The sequence below is a fragment of the Citrobacter sp. Cf118 genome, from assembly GCF_030334095.1.
Classification (GTDB): Bacteria; Pseudomonadota; Gammaproteobacteria; order Enterobacterales; family Enterobacteriaceae; genus Citrobacter; species Citrobacter freundii.
In genome coordinates, this window is record NZ_JAOWES010000062.1 from 128362 (window position 1) to 145554 (window position 17193).

Genomic DNA, 17193 nt, shown 5'->3' on the forward strand with positions numbered 1-17193 from the left:
CTTTAGCCATTAACTTCTTAGTTCATGCGATGCAAAAGGCATCACCACAATTACGCCCGGGCAGCCCGGCTCACTTCATTAGCAACACGCTCTGTGGCATCCGGTATGGATGCGGCGCGCGCACGTTCTGCCATGGTTAATAAGGTTTCTCGCGACCACCCGGAAAGGGTGTTAGCGACGGCATCCACAGTAAACTGCGGCTGCTCAAGAATTTTGGCGGCGCCCGCTTTCTCTAGCGGCAGCGCATTCCAGTACTGCTGTCGGTCTTTGTGCTGGAAAGGCACAAACAGCGCAGGCAAACCTGCGGCAGCAATTTCACTTACCGTCAGCGCACCTGAGCGACAAACTACGACATCCGCCCACGCGTAGGCGGCTGCCATATCATCAATAAACTCAGTGACCTTGTGCTGCGGTTGTCCCGCGTCAGCATATGCCTGTTCAACGGTTTGCTGCGCACCTTTGCCGCTCTGATGCCAAATAGTCACCGCGTCACCAAGCTCTGCGGCAACCTGCGGCATCGTCTGGTTCAATACGCGTGCTCCCTGAGACCCCCCGACGACCAGCACGCGAACCGGGCCTTCACGCCCTGCCAGACGTACTTCGGGCGACGGCAGCGCCAGAACGTCGGTGCGTACCGGGTTACCCACCACTTCCGCATTCGGAAAAGCGCCAGGAAAAGCCTGCATCACCGTAGTGGCAATTTTCGCCAGCCACTTGTTGGTTAATCCCGCAATGCCATTCTGCTCATGCAGTACAACCGGAATGCCTAATGACCAGGCTGCCAGACCGCCAGGGCCGGACACGTAGCCGCCCATACCCAGCACCACATCAGGCTTAAACTGCTTCATGATGGCGCGCGCCTGGCGCCAGGCATTAAAAATACGCACGGGGGCGGCAAGCAGCGCGTTGACACCTTTGCCACGCAAACCGGAGATGCGAATAAAGTCAATTTCAATGCCATGCTTCGGCACTAAGTCCGCTTCCATACGATCGGCGGTGCCCAGCCAACGAACTTGCCAGCCCTGAGCCATTAAATGATGCGCGACCGCCAGCCCCGGGAACACATGCCCGCCGGTACCGCCTGCCATCACCATTAACCGCTTCGGTTGACCACTCATCGTGCACCTCGTGTAAACGCCTGGGCTTTTTCCAGACGCGTTTCATAATCAATACGTAACAAAAACATGATGGCCGTCGACATAATCAACAAACTGGAACCACCATAACTGATCAGCGGTAACGTCAGACCTTTGGTTGGCAGCATACCAGCTGCCGCACCTACGTTTACCAGCGCCTGGAAGCTAAACCAAATCCCGATGGAGCAGGCTAAAAAGCCTGAAAAACGGTGGTCAATTTCCAGCGCTTTGCGGCCAATCGACATCGCGCGAAAAGCGACGAAGAATACCATTAAAAGTGCCAATACCACACCGATATAACCCAGCTCTTCCCCAATGATGGCGAAGATGAAGTCGGTGTGCGCTTCCGGTAAATACTCCAGTTTTTGCACCGAATTACCTAAACCCTGCCCCCAAATCTCACCGCGACCAAAAGCCATCAGCGATTGCGTTAACTGGTAGCCGCTGCCAAACGGATCTTCCCATGGGTTCCAGAAGGAGGTTACGCGGCGAATACGATATGGTTCGGCAAGGATCAGCAGCACTACCGCCGAAATCCCCATACCGATAATGGCAATGAACTGCCACAGTTTCGCTCCAGCGAGAAACAGCATCGCCAGCGTCGTGACAAACAGCACCACTACCGTACCAAGGTCAGGCTGCGCCAGCAGCAAGATTGCCAGCACCAGAATCACACCCATCGGTTTTAAGAAGCCGCGCAGGTTGTTACGCACTTCATCGACTTTACGCACCAGGTAGTTGGCGAGATAACAGAACAGCGACAGCTTGGTGAATTCCGCAGGCTGAATACGCAGTGGACCCAGCGCGATCCAGCGCGATGCCCCGTTAACGGAGCTCCCCACCACCAGAACGATCAACAACATGATGATCGAGGCGATCAGCATTGTCGTGCTGTACTTTTGCCAGAACTCCATCGGCAGACGTAACGTCACCATCGCCAGACAGAACGCGAGGAAGATATACAGCGCGTCACGTTTAGCGAACAGGAAGGGATCGCCTGCCAGGCGTTGCCCTACGGGCATCGATGCCGATGTCACCATCACAAAACCGATCGCTGCCAGACCAAAAGTCAGCCACAGCAGCATGCGGTCATACATGATCAGGCTGTCCGCGTCTTTATCACGCGAAGCCATCACCCAGCCTTTAAGTGCCGCGAAGATCCACGCCAGGACACCCAGTCCCGGTACGCGCGGCATTTTCAGACGAGGGAGAGAGAAGCGCATCAACCCAACTCCTTCGCCAAACGGGTAAAGACGTCACCACGTTGCTCAAAGTTCTTGAACTGGTCAAGGCTGGCACAGGCTGGCGACAGCAGCACCATATCACCCGACTTCACACGCGGTGCGAGCAGACGCATTGCCTGCTCCATGGTTTCAGTGTGTTCCGCAACCTCAGGACGCAGAGCGGCAAGCTGTGCGCCATCGCGACCAAAGCAGTACAGACGAATGTTGTCGCCAGTCAGGTAACGTTGCAGCGGCATAAAGTCGGCGGATTTCCCGTCACCGCCCAGCAGCAGGTGCAGCGTACCCTCAACGTGCAGACCATTCAGTGCCGCTTCGGTGCTGCCGACGTTGGTGGCTTTTGAATCGTTGATCCAACGCACACCGTTATGATTCAGTACCAACTGGAAACGATGCGCCAGACCGGTAAAGGTAGTCAGCGCTTTCAGGCTGGACGCCCGCGGCAGACCCGCAGCATCCGCCAGCGCCAGCGCCGCCAGGGCGTTGGTATAGTTATGCTGGCCGGTAAGCGTCATCTCTTTCACGTTCAGGACTTTTTCACCCTTCACCCGCAGCCAGGTTTCACCCTGCTGACGATTGAGATGATAGTCACCCATGTTGATGCCAAAGCTCACGCAGCGCTCATCCGCCCCGCGAATCGGCATGGTCAGCGCATCATCAGCATTGACCACACACACTTTCGCATTCTCATAGACACGCAGTTTGGCCGCACGGTACTGCTGCAAGCCAAACGGATACCTGTCCATATGATCTTCGGTGACGTTCAAAATGGTGGCGGCTACGGCCTGTAAGCTGGAGGTTGTCTCCAGCTGGAAGCTCGACAGCTCGAGAACATACAGCTCGCGTTCGTCATCAAGCAGCATCAACGCGGGTAAGCCGATATTTCCGCCAACACCCACGTTCACGCCGGCCGCTTTCGCCATCTCGCCGACCAGCGTAGTGACGGTACTTTTCCCGTTGGACCCGGTGATCGCGACGATCGGCGCCTGTGCTTCGCGACAGAACAGCTCGATGTCACCGACAATTTCGATCCCTGCATCAGCGGCGGCGCTCAGCGAAGGATGCGCCAGGGCAATACCAGGGCTGGCGACGATGAGATCGGCGGCCAGCAGCCAGTCATCATTCAGGCTGCCAACATGACGCTCAACTGCTTCCGGCAATTTATCCAGACCAGGCGGCGTCGCACGGGTATCCATCACACGCGGCGTCACGCCACGCGCCAGAAAGAAATCCACGCAGGACAGCCCGGTCAATCCCAGACCGATAATGACGACTTTTTTACCCTGGTAATCAGCCATGATTAACGTACCTTCAGCGTTGCCAGGCCAATCAGCACCAGCATCAGCGAAATAATCCAGAAGCGCACAATGACGCGCGGTTCCGGCCAGCCCTTCAGTTCATAGTGGTGGTGAATCGGCGCCATACGGAAGATGCGCTGTCCGCGCAGCTTAAAGGAGCCAACCTGCAGAATGACCGACAGCGTTTCTACAACAAATACGCCGCCCATGATTACCAGCAGGAACTCTTGACGCAGCAGCACGGCAATAATGCCCAGCGCGCCACCCAGCGCCAGCGAACCTACGTCACCCATAAAGACCTGCGCCGGATAGGTGTTAAACCACAGGAAACCTAACCCCGCGCCGACAATCGCCGTACAGACGATCACCAGTTCGCCTGCATGGCGTAAATAGGGAATGTGCAGATAGTTGGCAAAGTTCATGTTACCGGTAGCCCATGCCACCAGCGCAAAACCCGCTGCTACGAACACGGTCGGCATAATCGCCAGGCCATCCAGGCCATCGGTGAGGTTTACCGCATTGCCCGTACCCACAATCACGAAGTACGCTAGCAGAACATAGAACAGACCCAGTTGCGGCATCACGTCTTTAAAGAATGGCACCACCAGCTCGGTAGCCGGGGTATCTTTACCTGCGAGGTACAGCGCAAAGGCAACACCCAGCGCAATCACCGACATCCAGAAGTACTTCCAGCGGGCAATCAGGCCCTTGGTATCTTTGCGCACCACTTTGCGGTAGTCATCGACAAAACCGATAATGCCGTAGCCAATCAATACCACCAGCACGCACCATACGTACGGGTTCGACGGATATGCCCACAGCAGTACGGAGATAACTATCGCGGTGAGGATCATGATCCCACCCATGGTTGGCGTACCGCGTTTACTGAAGTGCGATTCCGGACCGTCGTTTCGTACGACCTGTCCAAAGGACATTTTTTGTAAGCGGGCAATCATGCGCGGGCCCATCCACAAAGAGATGAACAGCGCGGTCAGCAGGCTGACGATGGCGCGAAACGTCAGATAGGAAAAGACGTTAAAGCCGGAATAATATTTGACCAAATGTTCGGCCAGCCAAACTAACATGTCCCATTCTCCTGTAATGCGCGTACTACCTCTTCCATGGCGGCACTACGTGAACCCTTCACTAAAATCGTCATGACCTGATGTTCTGCAATCAATGCTTTAAGATGCGCGGCCAGCGCACTTTTATCCGCAAAATGTTCGCCAACGCCACTGGCGTCGCTAATTGCCTGACTCAGTTTTCCCGTACTCAGTACACGGTCGATGTCTGCGGCTTTCGCAGCAACACCCACCTGTACATGGCATGCTTCGCTTTCTGCGCCAAGCTCTGCCATATCGCCAACGACCAGTACGCGATAGCCCGGCATTTCAGACAGCACCTGCACCGCTGCGGTCATCGAACCGACGTTCGCGTTATAGGAGTCGTCCAGCAGCAGCTGATTTTCCGCGAGTTGAATCGGGAACAGACGCCCCGGTACCGCTTGCAGATCCTTCAAACCCGCTTTGATCGCCTCGTGCGTCGCGCCTACCGCCATAGAGAGCGCCGCCGCCGCAAGGGCGTTAGCGATATTATGGCGACCCGGTAACGGCAGCAGGACATCAATGCTTCCGGTCGGCGTTTGCAGAGAAAATTCCGTGCCATGCGAGGTCACATGAACGTTGGTCGCCGAAAAGTCGCTATTGGCTGCATTCGGGGAGAAACGCCAGACTTTGCGATCGCCGATGATGCTTTGCCAGTTCAGCCAGTCGTTGTTGTCGGCATTCATAATGGCGATACCGTTCGCTGACAGGCCGGTAAAAATCTCACCTTTTGCCTTCGCAACGCCCGCCAGAGAGCCGAAGCCTTCCAGGTGCGCGGCGGCCAGGTTGTTCACCAGCGCCGCTTCCGGACGCGTCAGGCCGACGGTCCAGGCGATTTCGCCCTGATGGTTGGCACCGAGCTCAATCACGGCATAGTCGTAATCGTTGTTTAAGCGCAGCAGCGTCATCGGTACACCGATGTCGTTATTCAGGTTGCCCGCGGTATATAGGGTGTTACCACACTGGCTCAGAATGGCAGCCGTCATCTCTTTGACGGACGTTTTACCGGATGAGCCGGTCAGCGCGACAACGCGCGCCGGAACCTGGGCGCGAACCCACGCAGCCAGTTCACCAAACGCCAGACGCGTATCGTTAACAATCAGTTGCGGCAGGTTGGTATCCAACGGGCGGCTGACCAACAGCGCACCGGCCCCGCCCTCTTGCGCTTTGTCTGCAAAATCATGGGCATCAAAGCGTTCGCCTTTCAGTGCCACAAACAGGCAGCCCGGCGTCACTTTACGCGTATCGGTTGTTACGGCATCAAGGGTCAGATCGGCCCCTTTCAATTCGCCACGGAGGATCTCCGCCAGTTGGCTGAGCGTTACGCTAATCATGCGATAACCCCCAGCAGACGCGCTGCCGTGACGCGGTCAGAATAATCGAGGCGCTGTGAACCAACGATCTGGTAGTCTTCATGACCTTTACCGGCCACCAGCACCACATCATTTTCTTTCGCCTGCATAATGGCGTTTGTCACCGCTTCTGCGCGACCTTCCATCACCTTCGCCTGTCCGGCATCCAGCATCCCCGCCAGAATGTCGTTAATAATGGCACGCGGCTCTTCGGTACGCGGGTTGTCATCGGTCACCACAACAACATCGGCAAACTGCTCGGCAATTGCGCCCATCAACGGACGCTTGCCTTTATCGCGATCGCCGCCGCAGCCAAAGACGCACCACAGTTTGCCAGTACAGTGCAGACGTGCCGCCTGTAGCGCTTTTTCCAGCGCATCTGGCGTATGGGCGTAATCAACCACCACGGTGGTTTTACCCGGCGCGCTGAACACTTCCATACGCCCGCAAACCGGCTGCAATTGTGTCGCCGTTTTCAGTAAATCAGCTAACGGATAGCCAAGTGCCAGCAGCGTTGCCAGCGCCAGCAGCAGATTGCTGACGTTAAACGCCCCCATCAGGCGGCTTTCAATTTCGCCGTCGCCCCATGAGGAGGTAAAACGAATCGTTGCCCCGCTGTCGTGATACTTCACGTCAACCGCTTTTAACCAACGACCGTGACAGTTCGGGTTGATGTGGTCTTCCATCGAAACGGCAACCGCATCCGGGAGTTTCGCCAACCAGCGACGACCGACTTCATCATCCGCATTGACGATGGCCTGACCGCAATGGTGCGTGGAATACAGCAGCCATTTCGCGGCTTCGTAATGTTCCATGTCGCCGTGGTAGTCGAGATGGTCACGGCTTAAGTTAGTAAATACTGATGCGGCAAACTTCAGCGCCGCCACGCGATGCTGAACCAGACCGTGTGAAGAGACTTCCATCGCACCAACCGTTGCGCCCTGCGCAACCAGCCCCGCCAGCACATGCTGGACATCAACGGCTGAACCGGTGGTATTTTCCGTCGGGATCACTTTGCCCAGCAGGCCATTGCCTACTGTTCCCATCACCGCGCTGGTTTCGCCAAGCAGTTGGCTCCACTGTGCCAGCAATTGGGTGGTGGTGGTTTTACCGTTGGTCCCGGTCACGCCGACCAGGCGCATTTTCTCAGAAGGCTCGTGGTAAAAACGGCCTGCCAGTGCAGATAAACGTTCGTTAAGCTGACTAAGATAGATGACCGGAACGCCGTGCATTTCACGGATTTCACCATCAGTAGCTTCATCTTTTGCTTCTGCAATAATGGCAGCCACACCTTGCGCTATCGCCTGCGGGATATACCGACGCCCGTCCGCCTGATGACCTAATACTGCGACAAAGAGATCGCCCGATGCAGCCACACGGCTGTCAAGCGTCATCTCCCGCAGTGCTCGCTCCGGTGCACCCGGCACCCATGGAGCAAGAAGGTCGCGCAAATTACGATCTGCCACCTGTTGCCTCGCCTTGGTTATTCACAAATTCATTTTTATCGCCCGTTGTCAGCGCATCCGGCTCGATGTTCATGGTACGCAATACGCCGCCCATGATGGCACCAAAGACCGGCGCGGAAACGGCGCCACCGTAGTATTTACCCGCCTGCGGATCGTTGATAACAACAACCAGCGCGAAGCGCGGCTGACTCGCAGGCGCAACACCTGCGGTATAAGCAATGTATTTGTTGATGTAGCGGCCATCTGGCCCTACTTTTTTCGCCGTACCGGTTTTAATGGCGATGCGATAGCCTTTAATCGCCGCCTTCACGCCGCCGCCACCGGGCAGCGCCACGCTTTCCATCATGTGCACCACGGTGCGTACGGTCGCTTCCGGGAAGATACGCTCGCCCGGAACTGGAGGGTCAACTTTGGTAATCGACAGTGGACGATAAACGCCGTAACTGCCGATCGTTGCATAGACTCGCGCTAACTGTAACGGCGTTACCATTAGCCCGTAGCCGAAAGAGAAGGTGGCCCTCTCTATGTCAGACCACCGTTGTTTTTGAGGATATAAGCCACTGCGTTCTCCGACCAACCCCAAATTGGTCGCTTTTCCCAGCCCAAAACGTGAGTAAGTATCTACTAACGCTGAGGACGGCATCGCTAACGCCAGCTTGGAAACACCGACGTTACTCGACTTCTGCAAAACCCCGGTGAGGGTTAATTCGCTATAACGTGCCACGTCTTTGATTTCGTGACCATTAATTCGGTAAGGGATAGTGTTGAGGACCGTATTTTCGCGTACCACACCGCGCTGCAGCGCGGTCATCACCACCATCGGTTTAACGGTAGAACCCGGTTCAAACACGTCGGTAATGGTGCGGTTACGCATCGCGTCTTTTGGCGTACCAGTGAGATTGTTCGGGTTGTAGGACGGACTGTTGGCCATTGCCAGCACTTCACCAGTGTTCACATCCACCAGTACCGCACTGCCTGACTCCGCCTTGTTGAACGCCACGGCGTTATTCAGTTCACGGTAGACCAGTGCCTGTAAACGCTCATCAATGCTCAACGCGAGGTTATGCGCCGCCTGGCTGTCGGTAGAGGAGATATCTTCAATGACGCGGCCATACCGGTCTTTACGTACAATACGCTCGCCCGGTTGTCCGGTGAGCCACTTGTCGAAGCTCTTCTCAACGCCTTCAATGCCCTGGCTGTCGACGTTCGTAAATCCGATGAGGTGAGCAGTCACTTCCCCGGAAGGGTAGTAACGGCGGGATTCTTCGCGCAGATGGATACCTGGCAGCTTCAGTTTTTTGATGTAATCAGCCATGTCAGGGTTTACCTGACGCGCCAGATAGATAAAGCGCCCTTTCGGATTCGCGTTAATGCGGGAAGCCAGTTGATCGAGCGGGAGATTCAGCGCGGTTGACAGCGCTCTCCAGCGTTCGCCAACGCTCACTCCGCCGGCATCATGTACTTCTTTCGGGTCGGCCCATATAGCTTTAACCGGAACACTCACCGCCAGCGGACGACCAGAGCGGTCGGTAATCATTCCGCGCGATGTAGACACTTCCTGGACGCGTAGAGAGCGCATATCACCCTGACGCACCAGCATGTCCGGCGCGATGATTTGCAGCCAGGCAACGCGACCCAGCAGAAAACCCAGTGCCAGCAAAATACAGCCGCACAGTAACGCAAAACGCCAACTGATAAAGTTGGCTTGTTCTTCCTGGCGTTTTGGTTTGTGCGTTTTTGCCGCTGCTTTCATGCGTCGCGTTTATCCTTATTTTTGTACTACGATATTTTCTTGTGAGGGATCGACATGCTGCATTTGCAGCTTTTCCGTTGCGATCCGTTCAACACGGCTATGGTCGCCGAGCGCGTTCTCCTCAAGGATCAAGTTACGCCATTCGATATCCAGCGCATCTCGCTCCAGGACCAGCTGCTCACGCTGCGCAGTCAGTAACCGCGTATGGTGCGCTGTTGTCACGACGGTAACCGCCGTCAAAATAATGCAAATGAACAGGCAGAGTGGCAGCTTCCCAAACCGCAAAAGATCGTCACCGATCACGCCAGGCAATGCATGGCGCTCGTTGCTTCCTATCGATCCTTTAACTTTGCTGAGGGCTTCTGTCACTCTGCTGATCATGCGTTCGTCCTCTCTGCAATACGCAGAACTGAACTACGGGCACGAGGATTCTCAGCGACCTCTTCTTCACCCGGCATCATCTTGCCTAGTGCTCTTAACTCACGGCCGCCCAGTTTTTTGATCTGCGCTTCGGTCATCGGTATTCCAGCCGGTACCTGAGGGCCACGGCTTTGTTCACGCATAAAGCGTTTCACAATGCGGTCTTCAAGCGAATGGAAACTGATGATCGAAAGGCGACCACCTGGAGCCAGCACGCTGAGCGAGCTTTTTAGCGCCTGCTCTATCTCCTCCAGTTCACTGTTCACCCAAATGCGCACCGCTTGGAAGGTACGGGTCGCGGGATGTTTGAATTTGTCCTTCACCGGCATTGCCGCCGCAATAACTTCCGCCAGTTCTTTGGTGCGGGTCATCGGTTCGATGCGGTTACGCTCCACGATGGCGCGCGCAATGCGTTTGCCGAAGCGCTCTTCGCCAAAGGTTTTAATCACCCAGGCAATGTCTGCTTCATCGGCGGTTTGCAGCCATTCGGCCGCTGACTGACCGCGTGTTGGGTCCATACGCATATCTAACGGACCGTCACGCATAAACGAAAAACCGCGCTCTGCGTCATCGAGCTGCGGTGAAGAAACGCCCAGATCGAGAAGAATCCCGTCGATCTTACCGGTCAGTCCACGCTCAGCGACATAGTCAGCCAGCGCAGAGAAAGGTCCATGTACGATGGAGAAGCGAGGATCGGTAATCGTTTTAGCAACGGCAATAGCCTGCGGATCGCGATCGATTGCCAGTAAACGCCCCTCTTCGCCAAGCTGGGAGAGGATCAGACGTGAGTGACCACCGCGACCAAATGTCCCGTCAATGTAGATGCCGTCTGGACGAATATTCAGGCCGTTTACGGCTTCATCCAGCAACACCGTTGTATGTTTATAATTTTCCGTCATTTTATAGAGACAAATCCTGCAATCGTTCCGACAACGCGCCAGTAACAGACTGCTCAGCGTCGATATCTTCCTTGACCTGTTGATACCAGGTCGTTTCATCCCACAGCTCAAACTTATTGAACTGCCCAACCAGCATCACTTCTTTCGTTAGCCCTGCGTGTTGCCGCAGAATGGGCGCTATCAGTAATCGACCAGCGTTATCCATCTGACATTCGCTGGCATGACCCAACAATAAGCGCTGTACGCGACGCTCAACTGGATTCATGCTCGACAGACGCGATAGCTTCTGCTCGATTATTTCCCATTCAGGCAGGGGGTACAGCAGCAGGCACGGGTGATGGATGTCAATGGTGCAAACCATTTGACCGGTAGCGCTCTCAAGCAGTTGATCCCGATAACGGGTAGGCACGGATAAGCGCCCTTTACTGTCGAGATTAACTAACGTTGCTCCCCGGAACATGCCAGTCTCACCCCCGATTACCACTTTATCCCACAAATTCCCACTTAAAGGAGTTTACGGAGCGGAGGAAAACCTTGTCAAGCAAGTCGCGGCGCTTAGCGGAGCAAAAAACCCATTGTTTACGGCTAATATCAGCGTTGAACAAAATCCGTACAGCAAACGAAGCAAATTAACGTCATGAATATTTGTAAGAAAAAAATCCAACAACTCATCATTGTTTAAAACAACTGAATATCATCAGAAGAAAATATAAAGTGTCAGTTTGCGACGCGAGCGGCATTTTAGGACAATATGCAGCGAGTTAACAGTACCAGTTAATCGGTCTGTACGCCGCGCAGGACCAAGGTAAGCACCAGATGGCCGCAATACGAGAGCAAAGTGTTTGTTAATTCGGCAAATCCACACATGCATGTAACAAAATAATACAACCGTAACGCGTCGTTACGTATCAATAACCCAAAAATGGATAGTTGCATTTTTAATTCGGGGTATTTCAAGAATACATTTCAGATAATTCTAAAGAATATTCTTAAATATAATGCGGTTATTTCTGAGAATAGAAAAACTGAAGACGTCAGAGGCTTATCCCGCCGACGTCATCAATTGAGGGAACTTAGTTACGGCTGAGAATACCGCGACGGTACAGATTACGCCGTATACGCGTTAAACCTGGTTTTGGTTTACGCGGTTCGTCCAGACTTGCCAGTACAATCTCCAGCACGCGTTCCGCGACATCACGATGGCGCTGTGCCACTGCCAGTACAGGGCACTGCAGGAAGTCGAGCAGTTCGTGATCGCCAAAAGTCGCAATCGCTAAATCAGACGGCAACTGCCCATCACGACGCAGGGTCACATCCATCACCCCCTGCAACAGGGCAAACGACGTGGTAAACAACGCCTGAGGCATTGGGTGCGTTTCCAGCCATTTATCAAACAGCTGCGCTGCAGCTTCCCGCTCATAGCTGTTGGCGTACAGGAAATGGACTTCACGCGGATCGTCCTTCCACGCGGTACGAAAACCCTGTTCGCGCAGGAAACTGACGGATAATTCAGGAAGCGCGCCCAGATAGAGGACGGTTTCAGCAGGGAATTTGCGTAACTCTTCCGCCAGCATTTCCGCATCATCCTGATCTGCACCCACAACACTGGTAAAATGTTCGCGATCCAGTGCACGATCCAGCGCCACAATCGGGAATGAACTGTTTGCCCAGCGTTGGTAGAACGGATGTTCAGGCGGCAAGGAAGTCGACACAATAATGGCATCGACCTGGCGCTGTAAAAGATGCTCAATACAGCGCATTTCGTTATCTGGCTGATCTTCAGAGCAGGCAATCAACAGCTGATACCCACGTTGACGCGCCTGGCGCTCCAGATAGTTTGCGATCCGGGTATAGCTCGTGTTCTCAAGATCCGGGATCACCAGCCCGATAGAACGTGTGCGTCCAGCACGCAGCCCGGCCGCCACGGCATTCGGGTGGTAATTATGCTCGCGCACCACCGCCATGACTTTTTCAACCGTTTTGTCGCTTACGCGATATTGCTTTGCTTTGCCATTAATAACGTAGCTTGCAGTCGTTCGCGAAACGCCGGCCAACCGAGCGATTTCATCCAGTTTCACAATTGCCCCTTGCGTAAAATGTACAAACCATAACCTTTGTGATGGCATGGGTTAAATTTATTAACATCTAAGCGCAGAATAATGACTCCGGCAACCGCTTTTGTCTCTGGTTACCGCTGATTTCGCAAAAAAAGCCCAACCTGAGTCGTTGGGCTTGCGAATTAAGAACCCGATCATGATTAACGCATGATTTTATCGCCGCGGGAAAGCCCCACCACGCCGGAGCGAGCAACTTCCACAATTTTAGCGACTTCACGCAGCGTTGCCAGAAACGCATCCAGCTTATCGCTGGTGCCCGCCAGTTGTACGGTGTAGATAGACGGCGTGACATCGATGATTTGCCCGCGGAAAATCTCCGTGTTGCGTTTCACTTCTTCCCGGCCATAACCGCTGGCCTGGATTTTCACCAGCATGATTTCTCGTTCAACGTGGGCGCCCTGCCCCAGCTCGCTAACGCGCAGAACATCCACCAGTTTGTGGAGCTGCTTTTCGATCTGCTCAAGGACTTTCTCATCCCCTACCGTCTGAATCGTCATCCGCGATAAGGTCGGATCGTCGGTCGGCGCGACGGTCAGGCTTTCAATGTTGTAACCACGCTGGGCGAAGAGGCCAATCACACGCGATAATGCACCTGACTCGTTTTCAAGCAATACTGATAATATCCGGCGCATAATCAGGTCCTCTCCGTTTTGCTTAACCACATTTCATCCATCCCACCCCCACGAATCTGCATCGGGTAGACATGTTCACTACCGTCGACGGTGACATCGACAAACACCAGACGATGGTTACGCACATGTTCCAGCGCTTCGCCCAACTTGCTCTCAAGTTCTTCAGGCCGATTAATCTGGATACCGATATGTCCATAAGCCTCAGCAAGGCGCACGAAATCGGGCAGCGACTGCATGTAAGACTGTGAGTGACGCCCGGAGTAGATCATGTCCTGCCACTGTTTGACCATGCCGAGATAACGGTTGTTAAGGTTGAGTACCAGCACCGGCAGTTCATATTGCAGCGCCGTCGACAGCTCCTGGATATTCATCTGAATGCTGCCATCCCCGGTGACGCACACTACCGTTTCATCCGGCAAAGCCATTTTCACCCCTAACGCCGCAGGTAAACCGAATCCCATAGTCCCGAGGCCGCCTGAGTTAATCCAGCGACGCGGTTTATCGAACGGATAGTAATGTGCGGCAAACATCTGGTGTTGGCCAACGTCAGAGGTCACATACGCCTCCCCTTTCGTCAGACGCCAGATGGTTTCAATCACCGCCTGTGGCTTAATACTTTCGCTTTGCGTGTCGTATTTCAGACACTGACGGGCACGCCAGTGCTCAATCTGTTGCCACCAGTCACGATTATCATCCAGCGGCTGCTGAGATTTCTCCTGCTCCAGTAGTTCGAGCATCTGATCCAGCACCAGGCGGGCATCCCCCACAATCGGAATATCCGCAGTAACGGTTTTGGAAATAGAGGTCGGATCGATATCGATATGCAGCACGGTCGCATTCGGACAATATTTTGCCAGGTTATTCGTCGTTCGATCGTCAAAGCGAACGCCAACGGCAAAGATCACATCGGAATGATGCATGGTCATATTGGCTTCGTAGGTACCGTGCATGCCCAACATGCCCAGCGCCTGACGATGCGTGGCCGGAAACGCGCCCAACCCCATGAGCGAGGAGACAACCGGCAGATTCAGCGCTTCAGCAATCTGAGCTAACTGCTCATGGCAAGCGGCATTGACCGCGCCACCGCCCACATAAACAACCGGTTTCTTCGCCGCGACCAGCGTCTGCAACGCCCGTTTTATCTGTCCTTTATGTCCCGTCGTCGTCGGATTATACGAGCGCATACTCACCGAGTCCGGCCAGCTATAAGGCAGTTTCTTCGCCGGATTCAGAATATCCTTCGGCAAATCCACCACCACTGGCCCCGGACGACCGCTTGCTGCCAGCCAGAAGGCTTTTTTCAGCACCTGCGGGATATCTTCCGTTTGTTTGACCAGGAAGCTATGTTTCACCACCGGGCGGGATATACCTACCATGTCGCACTCCTGGAAGGCATCGTAGCCAATCAGCGACGTTGCGACCTGTCCGGAGAGGATCACCAGCGGAATGGAATCCATGTAAGCCGTTGCGATCCCGGTAATCGCGTTGGTCGCCCCCGGCCCTGAGGTGACCAATACGACCCCCACTTCTCCCGTGGCACGCGCAAGGCCATCAGCCATATGTACCGCCGCTTGTTCATGGCGGACCAGCACATGATCAATACCGCCGACCGTATGCAGGGCATCATAAATATCGAGGACGGCCCCCCCGGGATAACCGAATACCTGCTTCACACCCTGATCGATGAGCGATCGGACGACCATCTCGGCTCCAGACAACATCTCCATGGCTTGCCTCACTCTTATAATGAATTGCGGTTTAACAACACATTAACCGCTGACGATGACGCATGGCAATTGACTCCGAAGGGGTGGCACTGGAGTAAATAAGAATAAAAAGGAGGAAAGACGCGAATAAACGGAGAATTAAACCAGCATAAGCAATCAGTATGATAAATAATCGCTTAAAAATGGGGACTTACAGCGATTACTCTATTTTTTGACACTTTTGGACAGACGTAAAAAATAGAGTTCAGCATAAAATTTCAGTTATAAAGTTAAAAGCAGAATAAACAGGATGCACCGTCCGGTTTACTCTGCTAAATGCTACTGCTTACAAACGGAGACTAACAACTCTTCCATCCATTGATGTCCTTTATCCCGGCCTGCGGCTTCATGCCATGAAAGATAGCATGTGCGGCTGTTCAATTTTAACGGTAAAGGCAAGATCTGTAGTTCTAAAGAATCGGCAAATTCTTCTACTAACCAACGCGGCGCAATAGAGACCAAATGCGTTTGCGACACAATATTTAGAACACTAATTAATGCCATGCCCTGATAAGCCACGCAGGATTGTTTATCCGGTGTGTCATACCACGGTTGACTGAATGATGCGAAGCGATCAAGTGACACCACCGCATGCTGTTCATTATAGACATTGCTTTCCAGTAAAGGACCACTAATGCGCGGATGCTTTTTACTTGCCACTAACACCATTTCGTCATTGAATAACGGAATACTGGTAAATTCAGGACGTCGGAACTCTTCATAACTAATAACGAATTCAGTTTCCTGGTAACGTAATTGATGCTCTGTATTTTGATTGAGTGAAGATTTAAATACGACATGAATGTTTGGTGCAACTTGCTCAACTCTATTATAAATCAACGAGGTCAGAATATTATCCAATGGGCTGCATACGCAAAGATTGAATACGCGCTCGCTGCTGGCTGGCTCAAAACCCGATCCAGGCAGTTCATTCTGCACTAATTGCAATGCCTGGCGAACAGAACCAAATAGCTGGAAGGCTCTTGCTGTCGGCTGGATACCGCGTCCATAACGAACAAAAAGCTCATCATTAAACATAATTTTCAGGCGCGCGACCGCATTACTGACAGCAGGTTGCGACATCCCCAAAGTATGCGCGGCACGGGTAATGTTTTGTTCTTGCATCACCGCATCAAAAACGGTTAATAAATTAAGATCAACCATGCGAAGCTGTGGTTTCCCAATATCTATAATATTTGTTTTATCTGTTATTTTTACTTCTGGCATATTTAACTCCACTGTCACTCTAAACTCCCTTTTCCCAGACGGAGTGAAGAAATAATCTCCGTTAATATGATTTACCATACATATAAGATGAGAAAAAGAAAAAACATTAAAATTAGGAAAACATAAAGGCACAAACCTAAATGAACAAAGACCAATGCGATCGCAGTGTGGCTGGTGTCACTGCACGGTGATTCATATGTTTAAATTTCAAAAACAATATAACCATAAGCATGGCGAATATACAATCATACGCATCGTGAATGTGTATTTAAGTTTTAATTAAATGTTTATATTATTAATACATTAAAAGTTAACATTAATTTATCAATTTTGTGGTGTCACACCCCCCATAGCCATTCATAATTACTATAAAAACAGATAAATCATTAAGATATGAAATCCCAAGAGCGACTCTTCCTTCAGTTCGCCGTTACAATAAATGCAAATAACTATGCTCAAATATGTCAAACCATGAAAATTATGTACAACCATCAACTGATTAATTTTATGTACCCCGAAAAATTCAGCACAATTCGCTTAAGTTTTGCAGAAACTTTCCCCCTCTCACGAGGCATTTGCTGGGGTGAGGGTTGACATCAGTCTTCATATCCAGTACCACTAAAAGCATATCGCATTCGCCTGGAGCTTAATTGATGACTTACATTGCTCGTTTCAACGGTCTACTACTACTAAACGCATCTTCGTTGCGCGGTAGACTGGTGGACGACATTCAGCATTAAGTCAGCTCCAGTTAAGACAAAAAACCCGCGCCGTTGCGCGGGT

At 52.8% G+C, this 17193-nt stretch carries 15 protein-coding genes; 1 reads left to right on the top strand and 14 read right to left on the bottom strand.

Going from position 1 to position 17193, the window contains the following annotated elements; genetic code table 11:
- Nucleotides 1-50: 50 nt before the first annotated feature.
- The 14 genes from murG to leuO all read right to left on the bottom strand — a co-directional run bounded on the left by murG (nt 51) and on the right by leuO (nt 16410).
- Nucleotides 51-1118, bottom strand: a complete 1068-nt coding sequence (gene murG, locus OGX67_RS05445) for an undecaprenyldiphospho-muramoylpentapeptide beta-N-acetylglucosaminyltransferase (RefSeq protein ID WP_003018767.1) — start codon at nt 1116-1118, stop codon at nt 51-53.
- Nucleotides 1115-2359 (bottom strand): cell division protein FtsW, encoded by a 1245-nt coding sequence (ftsW, locus tag OGX67_RS05450; RefSeq protein ID WP_003018770.1) that lies wholly within the window; start codon nt 2357-2359, stop codon nt 1115-1117. Before ftsW ends, murG begins: the two co-directional genes overlap by 4 nt.
- The gene (murD, locus tag OGX67_RS05455) at nt 2359-3675 is read right to left on the bottom strand and encodes a UDP-N-acetylmuramoyl-L-alanine--D-glutamate ligase (protein WP_016149555.1); all 1317 of its coding nucleotides are present in this window, start codon (nt 3673-3675) and stop codon (nt 2359-2361) included. Before murD ends, ftsW begins: the two co-directional genes overlap by 1 nt.
- 2 nt (nt 3676-3677) lie before the next feature.
- Nucleotides 3678-4760: a phospho-N-acetylmuramoyl-pentapeptide-transferase gene (gene mraY / locus OGX67_RS05460; protein WP_003018774.1), complete on the bottom strand. Its 1083-nt coding sequence runs from the start codon at nt 4758-4760 to the stop codon at nt 3678-3680.
- Nucleotides 4754-6112, bottom strand: a complete 1359-nt coding sequence (murF, locus tag OGX67_RS05465) for a UDP-N-acetylmuramoyl-tripeptide--D-alanyl-D-alanine ligase (RefSeq protein ID WP_071696592.1) — start codon at nt 6110-6112, stop codon at nt 4754-4756. The genes mraY and murF overlap by 7 nt, the downstream gene beginning before the upstream one ends.
- The gene (murE, locus tag OGX67_RS05470; RefSeq protein ID WP_003018780.1) at nt 6109-7596 is read right to left on the bottom strand and encodes a UDP-N-acetylmuramoyl-L-alanyl-D-glutamate--2,6-diaminopimelate ligase; all 1488 of its coding nucleotides are present in this window, start codon (nt 7594-7596) and stop codon (nt 6109-6111) included. Before murE ends, murF begins: the two co-directional genes overlap by 4 nt.
- The gene (ftsI, locus tag OGX67_RS05475; RefSeq protein WP_003018783.1) at nt 7583-9349 is read right to left on the bottom strand and encodes a peptidoglycan glycosyltransferase FtsI; all 1767 of its coding nucleotides are present in this window, start codon (nt 9347-9349) and stop codon (nt 7583-7585) included. The genes murE and ftsI overlap by 14 nt, the downstream gene beginning before the upstream one ends.
- 15 nt (nt 9350-9364) lie before the next feature.
- Nucleotides 9365-9730: a cell division protein FtsL gene (gene ftsL / locus OGX67_RS05480; RefSeq protein WP_000625651.1), complete on the bottom strand. Its 366-nt coding sequence runs from the start codon at nt 9728-9730 to the stop codon at nt 9365-9367.
- A complete protein-coding gene (gene rsmH, locus OGX67_RS05485) occupies nt 9727-10668 on the bottom strand; it encodes a 16S rRNA (cytosine(1402)-N(4))-methyltransferase RsmH (protein ID WP_003018789.1) in 942 nt (313 codons plus the stop codon). The genes ftsL and rsmH overlap by 4 nt, the downstream gene beginning before the upstream one ends.
- 1 nt (nt 10669) lies before the next feature.
- Nucleotides 10670-11128, bottom strand: a complete 459-nt coding sequence (gene mraZ / locus OGX67_RS05490; protein ID WP_003018792.1) for a division/cell wall cluster transcriptional repressor MraZ — start codon at nt 11126-11128, stop codon at nt 10670-10672.
- Between the two features lie 613 nt (nt 11129-11741).
- Nucleotides 11742-12746, bottom strand: a complete 1005-nt coding sequence (gene cra, locus OGX67_RS05495; RefSeq protein WP_003018794.1) for a catabolite repressor/activator — start codon at nt 12744-12746, stop codon at nt 11742-11744.
- Between the two features lie 179 nt (nt 12747-12925).
- Complete coding sequence (gene ilvN, locus OGX67_RS05500) at nt 12926-13417, bottom strand: acetolactate synthase small subunit (RefSeq protein WP_003829566.1); 492 nt, start codon at nt 13415-13417, stop codon at nt 12926-12928.
- A gap of 2 nt (nt 13418-13419) precedes the next feature.
- Nucleotides 13420-15144 carry an acetolactate synthase 3 large subunit gene (gene ilvI, locus OGX67_RS05505; protein WP_257651235.1) on the bottom strand — a complete coding sequence of 575 codons (1725 nt, stop codon included), beginning with the start codon at nt 15142-15144 and terminating at the stop codon, nt 13420-13422.
- A gap of 318 nt (nt 15145-15462) precedes the next feature.
- Nucleotides 15463-16410, bottom strand: coding sequence for a transcriptional regulator LeuO (gene leuO / locus OGX67_RS05510; RefSeq protein WP_032948523.1), 948 nt, complete (start codon nt 16408-16410; stop codon nt 15463-15465).
- A 653-nt stretch (nt 16411-17063) separates the two neighbouring features.
- On the opposite strand from leuO, the gene leuL reads away from it, so the two are divergent.
- Nucleotides 17064-17150: a leu operon leader peptide gene (gene leuL, locus OGX67_RS05515; protein ID WP_048998978.1), complete on the top strand. Its 87-nt coding sequence runs from the start codon at nt 17064-17066 to the stop codon at nt 17148-17150.
- Nucleotides 17151-17193 lie beyond the last annotated feature (43 nt).

What these genes read in the sequence shown, in the direction of transcription:
- murG (WP_003018767.1), bottom strand. Translation starts at nt 1,118, where the DNA reads ATGAGTGGTCAACCGAAGCGGTTAATGGTGATGGCAGGCGGTACCGGC.
- ftsW (WP_003018770.1), bottom strand. Translation starts at nt 2,359, where the DNA reads ATGCGCTTCTCTCTCCCTCGTCTGAAAATGCCGCGCGTACCGGGACTG.
- murD (WP_016149555.1), bottom strand. Translation starts at nt 3,675, where the DNA reads ATGGCTGATTACCAGGGTAAAAAAGTCGTCATTATCGGTCTGGGATTG.
- mraY (WP_003018774.1), bottom strand. Translation starts at nt 4,760, where the DNA reads ATGTTAGTTTGGCTGGCCGAACATTTGGTCAAATATTATTCCGGCTTT.
- murF (WP_071696592.1), bottom strand. Translation starts at nt 6,112, where the DNA reads ATGATTAGCGTAACGCTCAGCCAACTGGCGGAGATCCTCCGTGGCGAA.
- ftsI (WP_003018783.1), bottom strand. Translation starts at nt 9,349, where the DNA reads ATGAAAGCAGCGGCAAAAACGCACAAACCAAAACGCCAGGAAGAACAA.
- ftsL (WP_000625651.1), bottom strand. Translation starts at nt 9,730, where the DNA reads ATGATCAGCAGAGTGACAGAAGCCCTCAGCAAAGTTAAAGGATCGATA.
- rsmH (WP_003018789.1), bottom strand. Translation starts at nt 10,668, where the DNA reads ATGACGGAAAATTATAAACATACAACGGTGTTGCTGGATGAAGCCGTA.
- mraZ (WP_003018792.1), bottom strand. Translation starts at nt 11,128, where the DNA reads ATGTTCCGGGGAGCAACGTTAGTTAATCTCGACAGTAAAGGGCGCTTA.
- ilvN (WP_003829566.1), bottom strand. Translation starts at nt 13,417, where the DNA reads ATGCGCCGGATATTATCAGTATTGCTTGAAAACGAGTCAGGTGCATTA.
- ilvI (WP_257651235.1), bottom strand. Translation starts at nt 15,144, where the DNA reads ATGGAGATGTTGTCTGGAGCCGAGATGGTCGTCCGATCGCTCATCGAT.
- leuO (WP_032948523.1), bottom strand. Translation starts at nt 16,410, where the DNA reads ATGCCAGAAGTAAAAATAACAGATAAAACAAATATTATAGATATTGGG.
- leuL (WP_048998978.1), top strand. Translation starts at nt 17,064, where the DNA reads ATGACTTACATTGCTCGTTTCAACGGTCTACTACTACTAAACGCATCT.